The organism is Flavobacterium tistrianum (assembly GCF_003254545.1).
Lineage (GTDB): Bacteria > Bacteroidota > Bacteroidia > Flavobacteriales > Flavobacteriaceae > Flavobacterium > Flavobacterium tistrianum.
The window spans coordinates 155,715-180,190 of the sequence record NZ_QJRH01000072.1 but is presented as its reverse complement, the minus strand read 5'-3'; the positions used below and the strand labels follow the sequence as shown (position 1 = coordinate 180,190).

Here is a 24,476-nt window from a genome sequence, read left to right as displayed (position 1 = left end):
TAGAATATATAATTTGAAAAATCTAGTCCTTCCGAATTTTCGGAAGGGCAAATAAATAAAAGTTTAGAATGCTGAAATTTATTTTTTAATGCCCCTTAAAAAATTTAGAAGGCCAAAAACAAAATGAAGACTATGAAAAAACCTACTATTTTTAAAGTATTAATTGCAGTCGTATTTTTATTGTTAAGTTTATCTTCCTATTCTCAGGTAAGAGAAGGTTTCAAAACAGAATATAGCGCCAGTTTAAATGGAGATATTTTGGTGATTGGAAACAACATCTTAAATAGAGATGAAAATAAAAGTAAACAACGTGCAAATGATGCCTTCGATGATGTAACTAAGGTGAACGACAATTTCGATATGAAATATATCGATATTGACGGCGATAGCAATACCTTTAATTCAAGTTCTGCTAAACTAGTGATTCCCCAGGCTAGTCAGGCATGTTACGAGATTGTATACGCTGCTTTGTATTGGGCAGGAACTTATCAGGGTTCCGACCGAAGCAAAATCGCTAACGTGAAATTAAAAACACCTACAGCGGCATACAAGCAGTTAACAGGTACAATCATCTATGATGAAGGAAAACCAGGCGTTACCAATGTATATGCTTCAAAACCGTATGCTTGTTTTAAAGAAATTACAGATGAAGTTAAGAGCGCTAAGGATGGTGTTTATACTGTAGGTGACATCATGACTTCTGAAGGAAAAGTGACTCCTGGAGGTAACTCTGGTGGCTGGTCTATTTTTGTAGTTTATAAAGATCCATTATTACCAAACAAGTTCATCACAAGTTTTAATGGTTTTGGTATTATCAGAGCGAGTGACCCACCGTTGGTGATTCCTGTTTCAGGTTTTAGAACCAATCCATTTGGAGATGTAAATGCAAAACTTGCTTTTGCTGCATTAGAAGGTGATGCTTCCTTAAAAGGAGACGGATTAAAAATACAAGGTGTTAAATCTGCTACAGCAGGAAATATTTCTTCACTTGTAAGACCAATTGCGCCGGGTAACCCTGGTACACCAAACTTTTTTAACAGTACAATAACCGATGGTGATATTATTTTGCCAGGTCGTACTCCTGCCAGTTTAAATACTTTAGGTTATGATACCGGTGTGGTAAAAATTGACAATCCAAATAATACGATTATACAGAATAATGAAACAGATGCTAATCTTACGATTAACACTTCTCAGGATTCTTATTATATGTTTTTTACTGCCTTATCAGTAGAAATTATTGCTCCAAAAATTGTATTAAGAAAGAATGCTCTAGATAAAAACAATAATAATATTAATGGCAAGCCAGTAACATTAAATCAGGATATTCAGTACGAAATTAATTTTAGAAATGAAGGAAATGATAATGCGAAGAACTTTACTATAACTGATGAACTTCCTAAAAATGTAATTTTTGGCGGTCTAAGCGGTATCACAATGGATTCTAGAATTACAGCAACATATGATGCTGCTACTAGAAAATTAGTATTCACAATACCTGATGCAATGGTAGTTGCGAACGGTCCTCTTACACCATACACCATCAAGTTTAAAGTAAAAGTTGTAGATGACTGTAATGAGTTAATAGATGCGTGTTCCAACAAAGTTGAAAATATAGCTTACTCTAGATATTTTGGTGAAAAAAATACTACGCCAGAAGGTTTTGGAGAAGGAAGTTATTCTTCAATCTCACAATGTAATGTTGGAGAACCTACGGCTACAAATTTTTTAGTTGGTATTCAAGATTGTTTATTTAACAGAGATGTTTCGATATGTGGTACTGCTACATTAACGGCCGCTTTAGGATATAAAACTTACGTATGGAGAGATCCTAACGGAGTTATTTTTGGTGGAAACAATAGAACAGTTACTATTGATAAACCAGGAAAATATACGGTGAATAATAGTGGTGCTGATAACTGTGAACCAATTATGCAAACGTTCAACGTAAAAGATTATCTTGCGGGAACAATTGCAAATCCTATTAAAGGAGATAATATTGATCCAGCTACAGGACTAGCTTATGCCTGTGTGAGAGATAATAAACCGTTCCCTAAAATTTTCTTGTGCGGTCTTAACGATAAGAGAGAAATTGACACGAAAATTACAGGCGCAACAAAAGTAACTTGGCAGGAAACAAAAGATGTTCCTCCGGCAAATCAGCCTAATCCAGAAAGCTGTCCTTATGAAGGAGCAACAAACTGGACTACTATTGTTGACAACGATACAAAGTTTATTGCTGACAGACCAGGTGTTTTTAGACTTGTTGTAAATTATGGCAATACTTGTGTGGTGATGCATTATTTTAATGTTTATCAGAATAAACTTGATCCACAAGCAGAAAAACAAGATATTGTTTGTAATACTAAAGGTTGGATTAAAGTTACAAATCCGCCTGAAAATACAGGTTATAGCTATAGTCTTGATGGAACAAGTTATCAGACATCAAGTACTTTCAATAATGTTCCTAAAGGAAGTTATAAAGTTCAGATTAGACAGACTGTATTAATAGACGGTCAAATGTCTGCTTGTCCTTTCTTCGTAGATGTGAATGTTGATGAACTTGTATTATCAGCAGACATCCAAGCAACTCACCCAATTTGTACTGGTGAATTAGGAACTATAACCGCGAATTTAAATAACGTTCCTGGTCAGTATAAATTTGTTCTTAGAAAGAAAGGTAGTACAGCAGAGATTCAAAACACAGGTTTGATTGATGATAACTTTACAAAATTTAAAGGAGTTGAACCAGGAGTTTATGAAGTTGATATGTCTACAGCTAAGAACGGCTGTTTCATAACGAAAGAAATTGAAGTATTCGATTATCGTCTGGCTGCTGAGGCAAAAGTAACTAAGAATCTTACAGCATGTGCCAATGGTGAAATTACGGTGACAGTTACAGGAGGTACTCCAAGACCAGGCCCACCACCATATTATATGTATTATGTAAACGGCAATGCTGATTATTTTACTAGCCCGATAATAACTGTAACTCCAGAAGATTTACCGGCAGATGGAATTTTCAACATTGTGGTTGTTGATGATAAAGGATGTTCTGTAACAATTCCTCCTATCAAAATGATTCAAATTGTAAAACCAACAGTTACATTTGATACTAAAAACCTTGCTTGTTATAATTCTAAAGAAGGTGAAATTTCGATGGTTGTTACTCCGGCAGATTCTGGATATTCAGTTTCTTACAATGTAAATGGAGGTGCTTTTACAACTATGCCAACTACAAACCTAAGCCCAGGTGATTATAAAGTAATTGTAAAATATACTTACGATGGTGTAGATTGTTTTGATCCAGAGAAAACTATAACAATTACTGGACCAGGTTCACCGTTAACGGCTTCTGGTGGTGTTGCTGAGTTATCTGGTTGTGGACCAGCAGGAAATGAACAACAAGGTTTAGTTAGAATTACGAATCCTCAAGGAGGTGTTCAATTCCCGGCACCAAATCCTTACAGATATAGTTTTGATGGTGGAAAAACTTGGCAAACAAGTAATCAGGCTTATGTTGAACCTAGTGCTACGCCATATACTTTATTAATTAAAGATGCGGCAGGCTGTATTTTTGAGGTTAAAGGAATTGTTTTAGATCCAAAACCAGCAAAGCCTACTTTTGATGTTTCAGATGCTGTTTATAACTGTAACGGACAAGGAACAGTAACAGTAACTGCTAACGTTTCTACAAGTGCAAGTTATACTTACTCATACTATATTGGTAAACCAGATCCTGCAAATCCGGGAAGTTATATTTATGCATTGAATACAAACACTCCTGCTAACGTCTTTAAAGATGTACCTGCAGGTGATTATAAAATTAAAGTAGAATATACTTTAGTACAGGCTCCTACATTTAGCAACTTATTGAAAGAGGATTTTGGAAGCGGGCCTCCAACTACAACACCTGGTATTGCACCTGCATATTGTTTTAATGATCAAAGGGTAAATCCACCTTATTTATGCAAGTATCCTGATGGAACACCAAGTAGATCTGTAGAAGATAATGCTTATTCTGTAGCCAGTTTTTTCTGGAGACCAGATGATCCCCTTAGCAATAACTCTGGAGCATGGTTCCATTATAAAGATCATACTACAAATCCAAATAATTTGGATAATGTAGGTGACCCTAATGGTAGATATTTACTAGTAAACGTTGGTAATGCTGCTGGAAAATATGGTGTTTTATACAGTAAACCAATTGTAGATGTTATTCCTAATCAGGATGTAATTGTAGATTTTTACGTAGGTAATTTGTTAATGCCAACCTACAACAGTGCCGCGCCAATTATTAGAATTGAATTGGTTGACGGAACTGGAAAAGTTGTGGCTAGGGATGATACAGGAGAAATTGCTCCTGGCTTTAATCACCCTGACAGAAAGAAATGGGTGCCTATTAGTTTAAAATTAAATCCAGGTGACAATAAAAATTTAACTTTTGTTGTTCGTTCTGGAAGTGAAGTATTTAATGGTAATGACTTAGTTATTGATGATATCTGGGTACGCCAGTTGCCAAAATCATGTTTATCTGCTGAAACATTAGACTTAAAAGTAGAAAACGGAAAAGGATTTAAAGCTGAAGTTAAAGGTATTACTGGAGTTTCTTGTAGCAATAGTGCTGATGGTGGATTTAGTATTTATGCAGAAAACTTTAATACAACAGACGGTTTCTATTATACATTAAATGGTGGTGATCCATCTCCAACATGGGTAAATTCTAAAGTTTCTCCTGTTGTAATTTCAGGAAAAAATTCAGGTGTTTATGATGTTCGTGTTCGTTATGCAAATGACGCGGCTTCTTGTAACTTTACAATTCCAACAACAATTCCAGCTAAGGATCCATTTGTTGTAAATGCAATTGCATCAGCGGCTACTTGTAAGGGCGCAACTGTTACTGCTACTGCAGTTGGCGGTACACCAGCGTATACTTTAACATTAAAAGATAAAAACTCTTCTTACACTAAAACTTTCCCAGCCGACGGAATTTTATATGAAGTTCCAGCGGGTACTTATATTATTTCAGGAGTAGACTCTAAGTCTTGTTCTGATGCAATGGATACAGAACTAGTAATTGATCCAGCATCTAAACCACAAGCTGTAGTGGTACAGAACTCAGGATTGTGTTTTGATAATAATGCGGGAGCAAAAATTACGGTTAATATTATCGGAGGAGTTGGTCCTTTCACTTATAAAGTAAGTACAGATGGAGGAATTACTTATGGATCTTCAAGTGCTTCATTTACTACAACATCATTTGATTATAAAGTAACGGCTCCAGGTAAATATAGTTTCTTGATTACAGATGCTAATAGCTGTGATGCTTTGGCAGTAAGCCAAACAATTGATGAGCAAATTTCAGCTCGTTCGTCTATCAGTGGTGCATTAACTTGTACAACTGGAAAAGCTACGATTGAAGTTACAATTAGTGGAGGAACTGCTCCATATAAATATGTAGTAAAAAATAAAGCAACGAATACTGTTTTATTTACTAGCGGAGATATTACTGGTCCTACATTTACATATACAGATGTTCCAGGAACATATGTTTTCACAATCACAGATAAAAATGGCTGTACAGCTGTTGAAGAAAAAGAAATTAAACCAACAGAACCTGTAACTGCTGAACATAAAGTTGAAAATGTAACATGTTACAATGCCGCAAATGGATATGTAGACATTACACCATTAACAGGTGTGGCTCCATTTACATATCAGTTTAATGGAACAGGTGCTTTTGGAACAGCTACTCATTATGGTCCATTAGCTGGTTCAGTTGCTGGAATTACTTATAGCTATATTGTAAAAGACAATTTAGGTTGCGAGCAATCGTACACATTTAAAGTTTTCCAACCAGAAGATTTAGTGCCTTCGGCATCTATTTCAACACCATATACTTGTGAGACAACAGCAACAATTACTGCGTCTGCAATAGGTGGTAATGGAGGCTATAATTTTGAATTAAAAAATACAACTACCAATACTGTAGTTGGAACTAATACTACAGGTCTTTTTGAGAATTTGACAATTCCAGGAAGTTATTCTGTTACGGTTACAGATAGTAAAAATTGTTCTAAAACGGTTGTCGTAGGTACAATTGTGGCACCTAATCCTCCAAAAGGAATGACAATTAATAATTCTGCTGTAACATGTCCTTCAAATCAAGCAACAGTAACTATTACTAATGTTGTAGATGCTGCTGGAGCAGCACTTCCAACAGCAGGTTTAGAATATAGAATAAAAGCACCAGCTGCTTATGCTACAGCGACATTCCAACCTAGCAATACTTTTGCAGGATTAGATGCAGGTGTAATTTATACTTTTGAAGTTAGAGATGCTAATAAATGTGTTTTCGAAAAGTTACATGAAATTAAAGCATTGCCAGTTTTTGAGATTTCAGTTAAATCTCATAATAATATAACTTGTAGTGGAGCTACAGATGGTACTGCGATCTTTACAGTTTCTGGATTGGGTAACATTGTTAGATACAGCTACCAAGTAGATGCTTTAGCACCAGTTACAGCACTAATATCTCCTGCAGTAGGAAATTCATTTGATATTTCTGTGACAGGATTAAGTGCAGGAACTCATAAAATTGTTGTTACTAATACAGATACAACTTGTTCTAAAGATCAAACGGTTGTAATTGATGGGCCAACAGCTAAACTTGATTTAAATCCAGAACTTGTTACAGATGTTACTTGCGATAAAAAAGGTACGGCAACGATCAATGCAGTTGGCGGTTGGGGAACTTATGAATATACAATAACTCCTACATCACCAGCAGGAACTGCAATTACACAACCAACAAATGTGTTTTCAAATTTAAATGCTGGAACTTATGACGTTTTAGTAAAGGATTTAAATGGTTGTGAAGTAAAAGGTGACTTCGTTATTGGTACAGTAGCACCTCCTACAGCATCAATTGATGCGACTACAGATTTATGTGCTGGCGGAACAGGAGCTACAATTGTTGTTTCTCCAAACGCTGCACCAAATTATGCTTACAGTCTTAATGGAGGTAAACCTCAAAACAATGGTACTTTCACAGGATTAATTCCAGATGATTATGTTGTAACTGTAAAAGATATTTCTACAGGATGTTCAATAGATTTACCAAAACAAGTGGTGGCTATTCCAGTAGTTGTTACAGATCATAAAGTCATTAAAAAATTAGATTGTAACACAAGTGCAGATGCTATTATTGAAGTTACAATTGGTAATGGTTACCCTGATTACAAATATAGAGTTAATGTTAATGGAGCTGGTTTCCCTGCTACATATACAAATGTTGGAGCAGGTGTAACTACATTTACATATCCTGCAGCTGTTGCCGGTACTTATGTATTTGAAATATTAGACAGTAAAGGATGTAAAACTGGCTTTACAGAAAACGTTGCGACTAAAGTAACACCTGATTTTACAACAGATATTATTGATGTTAAATGCTTTGGTGATGCTACAGGAAAAATAACTGTAACTGCAACTCCAGCTTCAGGTACTTACGAGTACAGTAAAGATAATGGAGCTACTTGGCAGTCGTCTAACGAATTTTTAGGATTAAGTGCTTCTACTTACGACATCGTAGTTAGAGACACTAATACAAAATGTTCTGTTTCTAAACCAATTACGGTTAAAGGTCCAGTGGCTATATTTGAAGCAGATGCACAAGTTACTACTGATTTAAAATGTGGAACGAACAATGCATCTCAAGCAGCTATCATAACGGTTACTGCTTCAGGAGGAACACCTTATACAGGAGCAAACAAGTATAAATATACTTATGATACTGGAAATCCAGCTACATCAATAAGTTTATCAAATTCAAACACATTCACAATTAATGCCTCTGGTACTGTAAATATTACAGTTACAGACGCGAATGGTTGTACAGTGGCAACTTCGGCAACGGTTGTGCCTTTAACTCCTCCAACTGCTATAGCTTTTTCGTCTCCAGCTATTACTTGTGAGGCTACTAAATTAACAACAGATTTATTAGTTACAGTTACTGGTGGTAAATTGCCATTGAAATATGAGATTACTAGCTATGTTGCAGCAGTAGCACCAGCAGTGCAAGTAACAACTCAGAATTTTAATAGTTATACTTTTACAGGTTTAGTACCTGGAACTTATAATTTCACTATTACAGATGATAACGGATGTACCAAAAAAGGAACAGCTGTAATCGATCCTGTAACTCCAATTTTAGAGTCTGGTAGAATTGACGCAAATGTATCTTGTAAAGATCTTTCTGATGGTAGACTTGTTTTCACCATTTCAGGAAACACTAACGGAACTACAGGTTATACGTATAGCTTAGTAGGAGCTGTTACGGGTACAATTACAACTGGTATTTCTAAAACAGGAGATGTAATTACATATTCTGGATTAAAAGCAGATTCGTATACATTTAGTGTTACAAATAACCTTACAAAATGTGAGGCTCATGAAACTATCGTATTAACAAATCCTACAGCAGTTACTATTGTAAGCGCAACAGGGCCTAAAGTATTCTGCGATAGAAAAAATACAACAATCACTGTAACGGCAAATGGCGGAACAGGAATATTATATTATGCTGTGGTTAAAGCTGGTTCAACGGCACCAATTTATCCTGCAGATTATACAACTTCAACAACGTTCTCTAAAGACACCGATGTCGATGGTTTAGATTATGATGTTTATGTAAGAGATGAGAAAGGTTGTCCTGCTCAAACAACAGCTCATATCACTAAAGACGCAGTACCAACAATTGATGATCCTGCTGTAACTTGTTTTAAAACAGGTGGTGCACCAATTACAGTTACTATATCTGGTACGACATATAATGGTGTTGTTCAGTATGGAATTGACGGTGTTTACGACAACAATCCAGTTAAGACCATTTCGGCTCCTGGAGATTATATTTTAAGTGTAAAAGATGATAATGGTTGTGAAGCCAAAAAACCTTTACATGTAAATAGTCAATTGACACTTACAGTTACACCAGAAAAAGATGTAACTTGTTCAGCTACCTTGCCAGCAACTCCAGACGCAAAAATTACTTTAACGGCTGCAGGTGGTAATAGTACATATACTTATGAATACAAAAAAGGAGCAAGCGGAACTTATACAGCTATATTGCCAGCAGGAACAAATGTATTCTATACTTCAGATCCAGGAGATTATTACTTTAAAGTAAAATCAGACGGTTGTGAGGCAGAATCTACTGTTCCAGTTGAAGTTACAACTCCGATAATACCTGTAGCAAGTGCTGTAGCAACTCCTACATTGTGTTCAGGTTCTAATGAAGGAACAATTAAAATTACTGTTACTTCAGGAGGAACTCCACCATTTTATTATACAATTGATAATTGGGTTACAGAAAACCAAACAGGTTACTTCACAGATTTAGCTGGAGCAACTGGGACTGGTTTAGAATATACTTACCAAGTTCGTGACAGTAAAGGATGTCTTAGTGCTGCGTCAACTAAAGTTGCTGTAGTATCTCCAGATCCTGTTACTTTTGATACTGAACAAAAAAATATTGAATGTGATAAAACCGTAGGAGGCTCAGGCTCAAGCTTTGGTTCAATTACTGTTAAGAATGTTTCAGGAGGTTCAGGATCATATGTATACTACCTTACAAGTAATTTTGGTTATAGTGCTTCTTTTAATGCGCCAACTGGAGAGGATAAGACATTTGAGATTATTGATTTTGGAATTTATACTGTAGTTGTTAAAGATCTTAATGACTGTACTTTACCTAAACAAGTTGTAATGGCTTCTCCTCCAGAGGATTTAGATATTGATGTTAGTACAACTGCTTCGGACTGTGTAAACGCGGGTACAGCTATTGTTACGGTTAAAGTTATAGTTCCTAGTGCAGATTATGAATTTGGATTATTAGAGTACAACTATGCTCCGTATACAAATAATTATAGTGGTCCAGATGTTGCTGGAGGTACAGTTAAAACATTTAAGAATTTAATTCCAGGAGTAACATATACTTTCGTAGTTCACGATAAGGCAACAAATTGTTATTTCTTAAAATCTGCAAATGGACCAATCCCACCAGCTTCTTCATTAGTAGGACCAGCGATTGCTACAAATGTTACTTGTAAGAACGCTAACGACGGAAGCGTATCATTTACAGTTTCAGGATGGGCTCCAACTACTACAGATGTAAGATATCAAATTTTTAAAGAGCAAAGCAATGTACCAGTAAGCGGAGAAATAAATGTTTCAGTTTCTGGAACTTCATTTACGAGAACTTACCCAGATCCTCTACCAGGAACTTTGGCTCCAGGAAGATATTATATTGCTTACACTGAATATAATGGTGCTGTTAAAGGCTGTCAGTCTTCGTCTGGTACTTTTGAAATAAAAGAATCTACGACAGATTTAGAAGTAAAAGCATCAGTAATTAAAAATGACAACTGTAAAGATCTTGCAGGTATTGTAAAAGCTCAAGCATCTGGTGGAACAGGACCATATTTTTATCAAATAGTTCCAGATGTTCTTCCACTTGGTTTTGGTGCTGAAGACACAAAACCAACAGCTGCTTCATTTACAGCTGCTCATACGGCAAGTACATTCTATGTTAATTCAGGAGATTATCTAGTTTGGGCTAAAGATTCTTATGGCTGTATTCAACCAACAGGTGTTTCGGTTAATGTTCCTTTAGATCCTGCTCCAGCAATTGCTAATTTAGCTATTGTAAACAAATGCGCTGCTGAAGGTGCGTTTGAGGTTACTGTTTCAATGACAACTCAAGGTATTGCTCCTTATTATATTAAAGTAAATAATGCTGATTTCATTGAAATTAAAGATGCAGTACCATTCCCGTATACAATTAAAGGATTAAGTTCTGGTCCAGTAAATGTGACTATAAAAGATTCTAACGATTGTTCGGATTCGAAAAGTATTACCATTACAGAAACACCTATTGCAAGTGCACAAGTAACTAAACAATTAGACTGTTCTGTTTCTGGAAATGCTGTGGCAAATGCTACAATAACAGTTAAAGTTGAAAAAGGTACTCCAGCATATACTTATGAAGTTAAAAAGGGTGCAGCGGGTGCGTATGCTTCTATTACTCCAACAACTACTGTAGTGGCTGGTGTTACAACATTCACATACCCTGTAACTGCGGCTAATGCTGATGTATACCAATTTAGAATTACAGATGCAAATGGCTGTCCAATTGAGACTGCGCCAGTTAATGTTGATGCCATTGTGCCAATTGTTCCAGATTATAAAGCTATTCAGCCTTTATGTAATGGAGGTGATGGTACTATAGAAGTATCTGCAAAAGGAGGAAAGGCTCCTTATAAATATAACTTTAATGGTTTAGGATTCTCTGATACAACACTATATACGGTTAAAGCAGGAACTTATTCATTTATTGTAAAAGACGCTTTAGGATGTGAGGTTACTAGTTCAGCAACTTTAGGAGAACCTACTTTATTAACTTTATTAGCTCCAGATATTACAGGACTTACTTGTGGTGCAGGAAATGTAGCGCAATCTGCAACAGTTGTATTAAAAGCGACTGGTGGTACTGGTGCTTACACGTACAGTTTTAATGGAGGTGATTTTATAGCTAAAGATACATACACTGTTACTGAAAATAGTACAAAAACAGATCAGCATATTCTTTATGCAATAAAAGATGCAAATGGATGTACAGTAAATGGTTCAGTAGATATTTTAAAACTAGTTCCTCCAACAGGATTTGATTTTAAAGCGGGACCGGTAATAACTTGTACAACTTTAGATACAAATGTTGAAATTATAAATGTTGCTGGAGGTGTTGGGCCTTTAACATATCAAAAAATTTCTCCAACATTTGAAGATAACGGAACAAACATATTTGCTGGTTTATTACCAGACGTTGAATATGTATTCCAAGTAACAGATGCTAATAAATGTACGTTCCAAAAAAATCTTAAGATTCCTAATGTTGTCAAAATTGATATCAAAGAGACATCTAAAGATGGAATTACTTGTTTGACTGCAACTAACGGAAAAGCAACTTTCTATGTATCAGGATTTAATACAACTTATCGTTATACACTTGATGGAGTTGGAGTTCCAGGTAATCATTCAAACCCAGTAATCAGCTTGACTGGATTATCAGCAGGCGATCATACAATTGAAGTTATCGATGATGCAACTGACTGTTCTAAGGATATTAAAGTTAATATTGCAGCTCCACCTGCAGCTTTAGTTCTAGCAACTCCAGTTGTAACGCCATTAGGATGTACAACTTCTGGTGCGGTTACTGTAACAGCAAGTGGAGGATGGGGAGATTATACATTTACCCTAACGCAGCCAGACAACACGACTATCACAAACAATAATGGTATATTTAAAAATCTTACTCAAACAGGATTCTATGATATTAAAGTAAAAGACGCAAATACTTGTTCGGTAGAGGTATTAAATTCATTCGAATTAATTACTCCTCCTAAACCGACGTTAACTATTGCAACAACATCTGATTATTGTTATTACAATACAGATTCAACAACTTTAGTAATAACTGCGGCAAGTACATCTACTTTCCCAATTACATATGAGTATTCTATTGATAATGGAGAAACATGGCATTCAACATTTACATTCGATAAATTAACTCCGAAAACATATGTAATAAAAGTTAGAGATAACTATGGTTGCGAATCTGCAGCAACAACAGTAGAAATTAAACCGCAGCTTTTTGCTTCAATCGCAATGGAGAAACCAATTTATTGTGCTGGTGCCCTTCCTGCTGATGGAACAATAAGAGTTAAAGCGGTTGGAGGATATGCTCCTTACAGATATACTTATACTTACAAAGGAGTTACATCTGCGTTAACTAACTTTACTAATGCATTGTACTCAGATTTTAATGTAGCAGATACAGATTACGGAGTTTATGTGTTTGATGTATATGATGCCCGTGATTGTCACGTAACAACAAATACTGTTGATATGGTGGCTCCTACACCAGTAACATTTAAAGTAACACCGACTTCACCAAATTGCTCGGATCCGCAAGGAAATATTTCTAATGGTTCTATATTAATAACCTTAGACCCTGGTAATGATGATCGTGATTATACGTATACTATTCAGCGTACGCTTCCGACAGGTGGTGCCTTGATTTCTCAAAACACGCCGTTGTTTACCGGTTTAATTGCAGGTACATATACAGTTGCTGTAATTTCTGGAAAATATTGTTCAGCTAGTACACCTCAAATCATTGATGTACCAACAGCAGTGGTAGCTAAAGCTACACCATCAGCATTTACATGTTCTGGTACTAACATGCCAAACTCTACTGTAGTAGAGGTGACAGCTACAGGTGGTACAGGTATATATACTTATAGTGAAAATGGAACAAATTGGATACCAGATAATAAATTCACTGTAAGCAACGATACAGCTCAGACATTAACATTCTATGTTAAAGATTCAAATGGATGTATTGATGATGTTCAGATTCCAATTGCAGCATTCCCTAAATTAACTGGGGCTGTAGCAAGTTTAGGTGATAGAGCTTCTTGTGCGAACAATGGACATGAAACAATTCATGTAGAAATTGCAGGTGGTGCATCTCCGGCTAGTTTTGAATATCAAGTATATCAAGATGGTCAGATTTTAGGAACTGTGGTTCAGGTTAACCCAGGAGACAGCAGTTTTGACTATATTGCTCCAACTGCAGGTCATTTCTATCAGTTTAAAATAACAGATAAAAGAACATACTGTTCTATTATAACAAATGCTTATAATGTGCCAGTATACGAGACAGCAAAAGTTATTGCTACTGCTTCTAAATCAGTATCTTGTAATGGTGGAACAAATGGTGAAATCACTATCGATGTGTTAGATTATAAAGGAAATTACACTTACCAAGTTTGGAATGCTGGTGTTGCAGTAACAGGGGTTTTAGGACCTATTGATAGTGCAACGACTAATCCGTATACAATTCCAGTTGGAGTTGGTGCAGGAAGTGCTTATACTGTGGTTATTAAAGAGGATGATTATCCTTTCTGTTCTGTAACTTCGAATACATTCGAAATCACTCAACCACCAGTATTAGATTTGATTAATTTCAATCCAGGTAAGAAAAATCAAAATTGTAACACAGCAGGTGCGGTTATTACAATCGATGAAACACAAATCGTTGGAGGTAGCGGAGGATACAAATATGTTGTGGTATTACCAACAGCAGGTGTTCCTGCCGATGGTTTATTCAAAGACGATAAAATATTTACAATTCCAACTACAGCAATTGCTCCGGCGTCTGATACTTGGAATGTGTATGTAATGGATGCAAACGGATGTAAAGCATTTGTACCAGTAAACATTTCAAAAGACCCAATGCCAGCTATTACTAATGTAAGTGTGGTTAGTCCTTGTTATGATGATGTTAATGGCTACACAATTAACGTTTCGGCTACAGGTGTGGCTCCACTAGAATACAGTTTAGATGGATCGGAATATGGAAAAGATGCTTTCTTTACTGTGAAAAATTCTGGAGATTATACAGTATGGGTTAGAGATGCTAATAAATGTGTTGTAAAAGCTGCAACAGCATTTAACATTCCAGCACCGCTTACTTTAAAAGCAGAAGTTACTACAGATCCAACTTGTATGACTGCTACTGGTGTGGTTACATTAACTGCAGGCGGAGGTAAAATGCCAGCACAATATGTATACACAAAAGATAATTGGATTACAACAAGCGTAGATAACGTATTTAAAGACTTAGCGCCAGGTTCTTATACATTTATTGTAAGAGATATTAGCACAAGTCCAACATGTGAGAAATCGGTAGATGTAACAATCGAAACGCCAACTCTAGTTACTGGAATCACTGCAAAAGGATTTGATGTAACTTGTAATACTTACAAAGATGGTCGTATAGAGGTTAAACTTGATGCTGCAAATAACAACCCAGAGTACAGATACAGTCTTACTGCTGGTCCAGAGGTTAGAGGACCTCAAGATTCGCCATACTTCTACGATTTGCCTGCGGGTGATTATGAGGTGACAGTAATCTCTGGTAAAGGATGTCCTGGAACTGCTACAGTGAAAGTTGGTGAGCCAGCTCCTATAGTGGTAAACAAACCAGTAGTAACACAATACTTATGTAATGTAGGTAATACCGCTATCGACGCTACGATTACAGTACCTGTTAGTTCAGTGAGTGGTGGTTCAAATACGTACATCAGATACCAATTTATAAGAGATGGTAAAGTAGTTCAAGACGATGATAGAAATACTTATACTGAATCTGATTACTTAGGTGGAACTTATGAAGTTATTGTTTTTGACAGCAAAGGTTGTCAAGGCGGATACTCTTCAGTTAAAATTGATCAGTATGTAGATATTGCTCGTTTAGATCTTGCTACAACAAAAATTAACTGTAGAGATGCTGAGTCAGTTCAGGTAACAGCAATTCCAACAAGAGGAACATTACCAGCATTGACATACACTATTGAAGGTACAAATGGTACAGTTTATCCTGTTACAAATGGCTTAAACGGCTTATTCACAGGATTAAAAGTAGGTACTTATTTAATTAAAGTTACGAATCCGGTAACAGGTTGTGGTGTTGAAAAGCCATACATTGTTAACGAACCGAATACGTTCCGTTTAGTAGCGACAAATATTAAAGATGTAACATGTTTCACAGATTCAAATGGTAGCATAACATTAACTTTAGTTGATGATATTCCAACTCCAACAGATGAAGCTGGTCCATTTACATATGTATTAACGCACGAATCTGGATCAAGCGTAAGCGGAAATTCAAATGGTACAAAAGTAGACCTTTCTAATCTTGCTGCTGGTAAGTATACATTTGTAGCACAATTAACGGGACTTCCATATTGTTCTGTTACTACAAACTTTACGATTCAGCGTCCATCAGCTGCTTTAGAAATTAAGGTGAATTCTAAACCAATTTCTTGTCTAAGCAATACAGATGGAGAGATTGTAGCAACTGCAACAGGAGGATGGACTGGAGATTATCAGTACAAACTTGATGGACCTGTTACTAAACCATACTCAGCTGAGAATAAGTTTACAGATTTACCAGCTGGATTGTATACAGTTTACGTAATGGATGCGAATGGATGTGAGGATTCTGATACAGTTAGATTATCTATTCCTACTCCAATAGCAATAAACATTAGTGCTACACCAATGTTAACATGTTTTGATAATGAGAACGGAATTGTGACAATTAATACCGTTAGCGGAGGTTCTGGAAATTATACTTATACTCTACACGGAGTATTGGTTGACGGAACAGTTATTACTGCGAAAGGACAAGGATCAAATCAGTTTACAGATCTAAAAGCAGGAACATATTACGTAACTGCAAATGATACTTGGGGCTGTACAAATGATTCTAACAAAGTAACAATTGACCAGCCAGAAATTGTAAAAGCAACATTGTCAATTGTAAGAACAGAAACTTGTCAGCAAGTTCCAGTTATTAAATTAACGGCTGTTGGTGGAGTTCCGCCGTACTATTACAGTGCAGATGGAACTAATTACACAGGACCATTTAGTTCTTACATAGATATTACATTGCCAGTTACAACAGCTGCGACAGAGTACAAGTATTTTGTAAAAGATTCTAAGGATTGTAGAAGTTTTGTATCTAACACTACAGAGTTCAAGCCAGTTCCAAAATTAGAATTCGAGAGATCTAGCAAAATTGATATTAAATGTAAAGGTGGAGCTACAGGATCTATTACAGTAGTAGCAAAAGGAGGTTTAGGTAACTATATCTATACTTTACAAGATGCTGCAGGAATTGATATTACTCCAGCTCCAGCACAAACTATTCCTGGTACATTTACAGAATTGCCAATAGGAACTTATAAAGTGAAGGTAACTAGCTCAGATTGCCAAACTGTGTCAACAACATTTGTATTGACAGAGCCAGCTACCTCATTAACAGCTGATGCAATTGCTACGCCTTTAACTTGTAACGGTTACAATAATGGTAAGATCACTGTAAACGCTCAAGGAGGAGTCGGTGCATATAAATATGCAATTGAACCTGAATTCAAACAGTTCTTTGATAAAAATGTATTCGAAAACTTGAAACCTGGTTTCTACGATATATTAGTTCAAGACGAAAATGAATGTTATGTTTACATTAAAGATGTTGAAGTTAAAGAACCAGATCCAATCGTAATTACAGAAGATCTGACTCTTAGAGAAGAAGAGCACTGTACGGGTGAAAAGAATGCTAAATTTGTAATTGATGTTATAGGAGGAACAAAGCCTTATAGCTATAGCCTAGATAATCAGAACGGACCGTTTACGTTAGGAGATTCTACACAAACTAGATTTACGTTCTCTGGGCTTGAAGGTAAAGCACACACAGTTTACATATTAGATGCTAATCAATGTATGCAAGAGATTACGATTAACATGGCACCGCCTGTTACACTTAATCCTACTGTTGAAGTAACTTATGATTGTGTGAACAATGCTCAGGCAAATATGGTTGTGGTAACAATAGATCCGTCAAACACAGATCCAACACTAGTAACGTATGCTCTAGATAATGGAAATTTCCAACCTAGCAATATCTTTACAAATGTTGCAGCAGGGCCTCATTACATTACAGTAAAACATGTGAATACATGTGAAGTAACAACTGACTTGTTTGAAGTAAATGCTGTTGATCCAGTAAGTCTAATAGATGTAACAAACCAAAGCAAAGACATCAATACAATTGTTGTAAAAGCTGCTGGTGGAGTTGCTCCTTACGAGTACAGTTTCAACGGTGAGCCATTTACATCATCTAATAGCTATAGAATCTATAAAACAGGTGATTATGTAGTTATCGTGAGAGACAAAAATGGTTGTGAGGCGACAATAACAGTTCATGGTACATTCTATGACTTCTGTATGCCAAACTACTTCACACCAAACGGTAGTACTGGTACGACAATTGGTCCAGACTGTGGAGCATTAGCATACAAAGAGCTAACGTTCGATATTTATGACAGATATGGTAGAGTAGTTGCGAAATACCGTGTAGGTGGAAAATGGGACGGAAGATATCATGGACAGGAATTGCCAACAGGAGATTACTGGTATGTTCTTAAATTAAATGATCCGAAAGATCCAAGAGAATTTGTTGGACATTTCACATTATACAGATAACAAAATTATAGCCCCAATGATGTTATCTAAAAAAATTAATACAATGAAAAAGTTTATTTTATCCTTAGTACTCATGGCTGTAACAACAAGTTACAGCCAAGAGTTAAACCTACCAGTGTTTACACAGTATTTAGCTGATAACCCTTTTATTCTTTCTCCTGCGTATGCTGGTATTGGAGATAATCTCCGTATTAGAGCCAACGGTTTAACGCAGTGGGTCGGAATTAAAGATGCACCAGACAACCAATCATTGTATGCAGATTTTCGTCTTTTAGATCGTTCGGGAGTAGGTATTTCATTGTATAATGATAGCAACGGTAATACAAGACAAACAGGTGCAAAAGTTTCTTTTGCGCACCACTTGATTTTAGATTATCGTACAGAACAGTATTTATCTTTTGGTATCTCTTACAACTTTAATAGTTTCCGAATTGAGACAGGAAATTTTGATGATGGGAGTAATGGAAACCCTCCAATTGGCGGGCCGGCACCTACAGATAATCGCTATAGTGCCAATAATAACTTCGATATTAGTGCTTTGTATCGTAACAGAGGGTTTTATTTCAGTTTTAATGCCAACAACGTGTTGAAAAAGAATATTAGTCTTGAAAGAGTGAACGAACCAGATCTTTTATCAAACTTTCAAGTATACTCTGGATTTACTTTTAAAGATGCAGAAAACAGACGTATTGAATACGAACCATCGGTTTTCTTACAGTACTTTGCGAGTGACGGACGTTCTACAACCGATTTTAACTTCAAATACAGACGTTACAATCGTTACGAAGATTACTATTGGATCGGAGTTTCATACCGTTTCTTAAATGACCAGTTCCCAAAACCTTTGGCAATGGGACCAATGGCCGGTTTTATGAAATCTAAATTCTATTTTGCATACTCTTACCAGTTGATGTTTAATGGCCTTGGAAGTTATAATTCAGGAACACATTCCATCACAATAGGGTTCGACTTCTTGCAATCTATTAGTAACTGTCCTTGTACACAAAGTCCTATTCGAGATTAAGCAATTAAATTTTATCATCTTTGAGAATAAATTTGTTTGTTTTCATAATTTACAACGTTTTCGTTTTTATTGCTGGATTATTTTTGCTTTTTTGAAATTTAGACTTCGTTAAAAGTTCTATATTTGTTATTCTTTCAAAAAATTAAAAAAATTAGCAGATGAAAACTTTAAACGATTTCGATTTTAAAAATAAAAAAGCAATTATCCGTGTTGACTTCAACGTGCCATTGGATGAAAATTTTAATGTAACAGATACAACACGTATTGAAGCTGCGAAACCAACAATCGATACAATTTTAAAACAAGGTGGAAGTGTGATTTTAATGTCGCATCTTGGAAGACCAAAAGGAGCAGAAGAGAAATATTCTCTTAAACATATCTTAAAAACAGCTTCTGAAATTTTAGGAGTTCAAGTAAAATTTGCTGAAAACTGCGTTGGAGAACCAGCTCAGACTGCAGCAAAAGAGTTAAAACCTGGCGAAGTTCTTTTATTAGAAAATTTACGTTTTCATGCTGAAGAAGAAGCTGGAGATGTAGCTTTTGCTAAAGAATTGGCTTCACTTGGAGATATTTATGTAAATGATGCATTTGGAACTGCTCACAGAGCACATGCATCTACTACAATTATTGCGCAATTTTTTCCAAACGATAAATGTTTCGGAACATTATTGGCAAAAGAAATTGACAGTTTAAATAAAGTTCTTAAAAACAGTGAAAAACCTGTAACTGCTGTTCTTGGAGGTTCTAAAGTTTCTTCTAAAATCACGGTAATCGAAAATATCTTAGATAAAGTAGATCACATGATTATTGGAGGAGGAATGACTTTTACTTTCATTAAAGCTCAAGGCGGAAAAATCGGTGAATCTATCTGTGAAGATGATAAATTAGATTTAGCTCTTGAAATTTTAAGATTAGCAAAAGAAAAAGGCGTTCAGGTTCATATTCCTGTTGATGTTATTGCAGCAGACGATTTCTCAAACAATGCAAATACTCAGGTTGTAGATGTAACTGCAATTCCTGACGGATGGCAAGGTTTAGATGCAGGTCCAAAATCTCTAGAAAACTTCAAAAAAGTTATTTTAGAGTCAAAAACAATTCTTTGGAATGGTCCATTGGGAGTTTTTGAAATGGAAACGTTCTCTAAAGGAACAATTGCATTAGGAGATTATATCGCAGAAGCTACAGCAAATGGAGCATTTTCATTAGTTGGAGGTGGAGATTCTGTCGCAGCAGTAAAACAGTTCGGATTTGAAGATAAAATGAGCTACGTTTCCACTGGTGGCGGGGCTATGCTTGAAATGTTAGAAGGAAGAATTTTACCTGGAATCGCAGCGATTTTAGACTAAAAAATCACAATTAACATTTTTTTAAACAGTTTTCTTCAATAAAGGGCTTAAGTTTGCAAAAATACAACTCTTGTAATTGTTTGAATTACAGAATTTTAAAATAATGTTATATGATTGTAAAGAAATTATCGTTAGTGGTTTCGGCTTTCTTTTCGTTAGCTGTCTGTGCACAAGAAGCGGCAAAGGCAGATATAGAACTGAAACCAGAGGTTAAGCTTTCATATTTAGATTCTATTAAAAGCACATTCAAAAAGAACGATCTTGCTGCAAAAGTAGATAGTTTATGGATGAACGAATTAGTAAGTCTAGATATTTATGATGATCTAACCAAAGACATTCAAACCATTAACAAAGATGTTACTGTTGATGAAGAACTTCCAACCGAATTGCTAAAGCAACGTTTGGCGGCGATGAATCAGAAATCACCTTTTGAGATACAATACAATCAAGGTTTAGAAAATATCATAAAGTCATTTCTTAAGAACCGTAAAAAATCGTTTTCTCGATTAATGGCTTTATCAGAATATTATTTCCCAATGTTTGAGGACGCTTTTGCCAAACAGAACGTTCCTTTGGAAATAAAATATTTAGCCGTTGTAGAATCTGCTTTAAATCCTAAAGCAGTTTCTAAAATGGGCGCTACGGGTCTTTGGCAGTTTATGTACGGAACTGGAAAACAATACGCTCTTAAAATCGATTCTTATATCGACGAAAGGAGTGACCCTCTTAAAGCTACGGCCGCAGCATCTGAGTACATGACCAAAATGTTTAATATTTTTGGTGACTGGGAACTGGTTTTAGCTTCTTACAATTCAGGTCCAGGAAATGTTACCAAAGCAATTCGTCGTTCTGGCGGAAAAACTTCATACTGGGACATTCGCAATTATCTTCCAAAAGAAACTCAAGGTTATGTTCCTGCTTTCTTAGCAACTATGTATCTTTTTGAATATCATAAAGAACACGGAATCAATCCTGAAAGAGCAGTAGTTAAAAACTTTGAAACTGATACAGTAGCAGTAAAAAATCAAATGTCTTTCAAACAGCTTGCTGATTTACTAGATATGCCACAATCTCAGATTCAACTTTTAAATCCGTCATATAAAATGGGTGTTGTACCGTTCTATCAAGGAGAACAGCATTTTATCAGACTTCCAAAAGATAAAGTAGCGACATTTGTTTCAAACGAAGAACAAATTTATGCTTACGTAAAATATGATAAAGAGTTTAGAGCTACATCTTCTAGACTAGCAGTAAAATATGCTCCAAAAGCAAAACCTGCTGTTACAAAACCAGCAGCGGTTGATAATGGAGACTTTGAATTTTATAAAGTTAGAAAAGGAGACAATTTAGGTGCGATTGCCGCTAAGTATGACGTAAGTATCTCGGATATTAAAAAATGGAATAACTTAAAAACAAATGCTGTTGCAATTGGTAGAAGCCTAAAAATTAAGGCAGAAGAAGAGGCTCCTGTTAAAACTGTTCCTGCTGTTGTAGACAAAGAACAAGCCATTGCATCTGCCGAAAATAAAGAGAAAACAGCCGTAGATATGGACTATGTTGTAGTGGCTGGCGATAATTTAGGTAGCATTGCAAAGAAATTCGGTACGACTATTGCGGAGTTAAAAGAACTTAATAATTTAACTTCAAATAACATTGGTTTAGGAAAAACATTAATTATTTCTAAAGCAGCGATCGTTATAGAAGAGCCGGCTTCAACAGCAATTGCATCAAACTCGGTTGATTCATTCAAGAAAAAAGCGCCTTCTAAAAACGTTAGTGAAGATTATTACGTTAAAAAAGGAGATTCTTTATATAGCATTTCTAAAAAATATCCTGGAGTAACAATTTCAGATATTAAAAAATGGAATGGTATTAAAGATGAAGATATTAAACCGGGAATGAAACTTAAAATAAACGGATAATAGAATAATCTTATTAAATTTGGGTTTTATTTCATAAATTAAAAAAATGAATAAAACCCATTTTTTATTGCTATTAGCTCCATTTTTCTTGGCTTCTTGTTTCAAAAGTGAAAAACAAGAAACAGTTTCTGGAAAAACCAATACCATTTCGGTCATTATCGATGACCAATTGTGGTATGGAGAAGTAGGCGATAGCATTAGAAATAAATTTGCCTCTCCAGTTCTTGGACTTACCCAAGAAGAGCCGCTTTTTACCATAAATCAATATCCTGCTAGACTTTTAGAAGGTTTTGTAACCGATAGCCGAAGCATTATTGTGGTCAAAAAAGCACCTGCTGATAAATTCGAAATCATTCGAAGCAAAACATTACCTCACAATACCTTTCGCATTTACGGAAAATCTGTAGACGATATTATCTGCAGTCTTGAATTGAACGCTCCTCAAATAATCAAAATTATTCATGACGCCGAAATTCAGAAAATTCAGGAAGACAATAGCGCATCGCTATTAAATAAAGCAATCTTAAAAAACAAATTTCACATCAATATTCAAATCCCGACAGGATATGAATACATGTTGCATAAAAAGAAATTCATTTGGCTTAAAAAAGAAATCATAAGTGGCAATACCAGTTTATTGATTTACCAGATTCCGCTTTCTAATTTCAAGAAGAAAAAAGATGTCGTAAACGCTATTGTCAAAATGCGGGACTCAATCGGTAAATACATTCAAGGACGTGAGCCCAATACGCAAATGATTACCAGCGAAGCTTACGCGCCGTATTTTTCAAAAGTAATGTTGGACAACAAAGAAGCCTTCGAAACAAAAGGAACTTGGGAATTGAAAAACGATTTCATGACAGGGCCATTTATCAATTATGCAATACTAGACCCAACCTTTAATCGAGTTTTGGTTATCGAAGGATTCTCTTATTCGCCCTCACATCAAGAACGCGATTTAATGCTAGAACTGGAAGCAATCATAAAAACCGTGAGAATCGACAAACGATAAAGGTTTTTGTTTTTTAGGTTTCAAGTTCAAAGTTTCAAGTTTAGGGCTTCAAAATTTCACGATTTAATATGTGCATTTTTTAGAGAACTTGACCTTCTCAATGTAACTTAGCGTCCTTACGAGATTAAATATACTTTAACACATTGCGCTTATCCTTCGACTCTGCTTAGTGAGACAAATACATTTCAACAGTTTTTTCAAAAAAAAAAACTTTGCGCCTCCGGGTAAATCCTTTGCGAACTTTGCGGTTAAGTCCTCAAAGTATATTAACATGAAACATGAAACCTGAAACAAAATAAAACAAACAAAATTTTTCGTACTTTTATTCATAACAAACATAAAAACAAATAGTTATGAAAAAATTAACCTCAACCTTAGCAATAATAACCCTGTGTTTTATTTCTTGTAAAAAAGAAGTGAAAGAAGAAACAGTAACTCCAGCAGCAACAGATTCTGTTAAAACAGAAGAACCTGTTACAGAAGCACCATTAGATTCTGCGGCACAAATGAAAGCTTGGCAGGAATATGCAACGCCAGGAAACCCGCATAAAATGCTGGCTGATGAAGTGGGAACATGGAATTGTGATATGACATTTTGGTCTGATGCAAATGCTAAACCCGAAAAAGAAACTTCTGTAGCAGAGATCAAAATGGTCTTAGGCGGTCGCTTTCAAGAAGCAACCTATAAAGGAACTATGATGGGGCAACCATTTGAAGGTAAAGGAACAGTTGGTTATAATAACGCTAGCAAAGAATATATCTCCACATTTATCGATAATATGGGAACAGGAATGATGGTTGGTCGAGGAAAATATAATGAAAGCACCAAGAGTGTCGAATATGACGGAGAAATGGCAGATCCTGTAACAGCAAAAAATATTAAGTATAGAGAAGTTTACACCATCGTAGATGCTAAAACCCGTAAAATGGAAATGTACGATACAAAAAACGGAACGGAATATAAAAGCATGGAAATTATAATGACGAAAAAGTAACTTCTTAGG

At 35.7% G+C, this 24,476-nt stretch carries 6 protein-coding genes; all 6 read left to right on the top strand.

The features are described from left to right. The first annotated feature begins 132 nt into the window (after window positions 1–132). The 6 genes from DMB71_RS17555 to DMB71_RS17530 all read left to right on the top strand — a co-directional run bounded on the left by DMB71_RS17555 (window position 133) and on the right by DMB71_RS17530 (window position 24,467). On the top strand, window positions 133–18,168 hold the full coding sequence (locus DMB71_RS17555) for a T9SS type B sorting domain-containing protein (RefSeq protein ID WP_162614843.1): 18,036 nt from the start codon (window positions 133–135) through the stop codon (window positions 18,166–18,168). A 43-nt stretch (window positions 18,169–18,211) separates the two neighbouring features. Then, on the top strand, window positions 18,212–19,192 hold the full coding sequence (locus DMB71_RS17550) for a PorP/SprF family type IX secretion system membrane protein (protein ID WP_239452995.1): 981 nt from the start codon (window positions 18,212–18,214) through the stop codon (window positions 19,190–19,192). Between the two features lie 158 nt (window positions 19,193–19,350). Next, window positions 19,351–20,538 carry a phosphoglycerate kinase gene (locus DMB71_RS17545; RefSeq protein ID WP_111368282.1) on the top strand — a complete coding sequence of 396 codons (1,188 nt, stop codon included), beginning with the start codon at window positions 19,351–19,353 and terminating at the stop codon, window positions 20,536–20,538. Window positions 20,539–20,648: 110 nt separating this feature from the next. Then, entirely contained in the window at window positions 20,649–22,460 is a 1,812-nt protein-coding gene (locus tag DMB71_RS17540) for a LysM peptidoglycan-binding domain-containing protein (protein WP_111368280.1), read from the top strand. 46 nt (window positions 22,461–22,506) lie between these two features. Then, window positions 22,507–23,472, top strand: coding sequence for a DUF4837 family protein (locus DMB71_RS17535; protein WP_111368278.1), 966 nt, complete (start codon window positions 22,507–22,509; stop codon window positions 23,470–23,472). Between the two features lie 353 nt (window positions 23,473–23,825). Next, entirely contained in the window at window positions 23,826–24,467 is a 642-nt protein-coding gene (locus tag DMB71_RS17530; protein ID WP_111368276.1) for a DUF1579 domain-containing protein, read from the top strand. The last annotated feature ends 9 nt before the right edge of the window (window positions 24,468–24,476 follow it).

Coding starts and splice junctions, on each gene's coding strand:
- DMB71_RS17555 (WP_162614843.1), top strand. CDS start 133: ATGAAAAAACCTACTATTTTTAAAGTATTAATTGCAGTCGTATTTTTA.
- DMB71_RS17550 (WP_239452995.1), top strand. CDS start 18,212: ATGAAAAAGTTTATTTTATCCTTAGTACTCATGGCTGTAACAACAAGT.
- DMB71_RS17545 (WP_111368282.1), top strand. CDS start 19,351: ATGAAAACTTTAAACGATTTCGATTTTAAAAATAAAAAAGCAATTATC.
- DMB71_RS17540 (WP_111368280.1), top strand. CDS start 20,649: ATGATTGTAAAGAAATTATCGTTAGTGGTTTCGGCTTTCTTTTCGTTA.
- DMB71_RS17535 (WP_111368278.1), top strand. CDS start 22,507: ATGAATAAAACCCATTTTTTATTGCTATTAGCTCCATTTTTCTTGGCT.
- DMB71_RS17530 (WP_111368276.1), top strand. CDS start 23,826: ATGAAAAAATTAACCTCAACCTTAGCAATAATAACCCTGTGTTTTATT.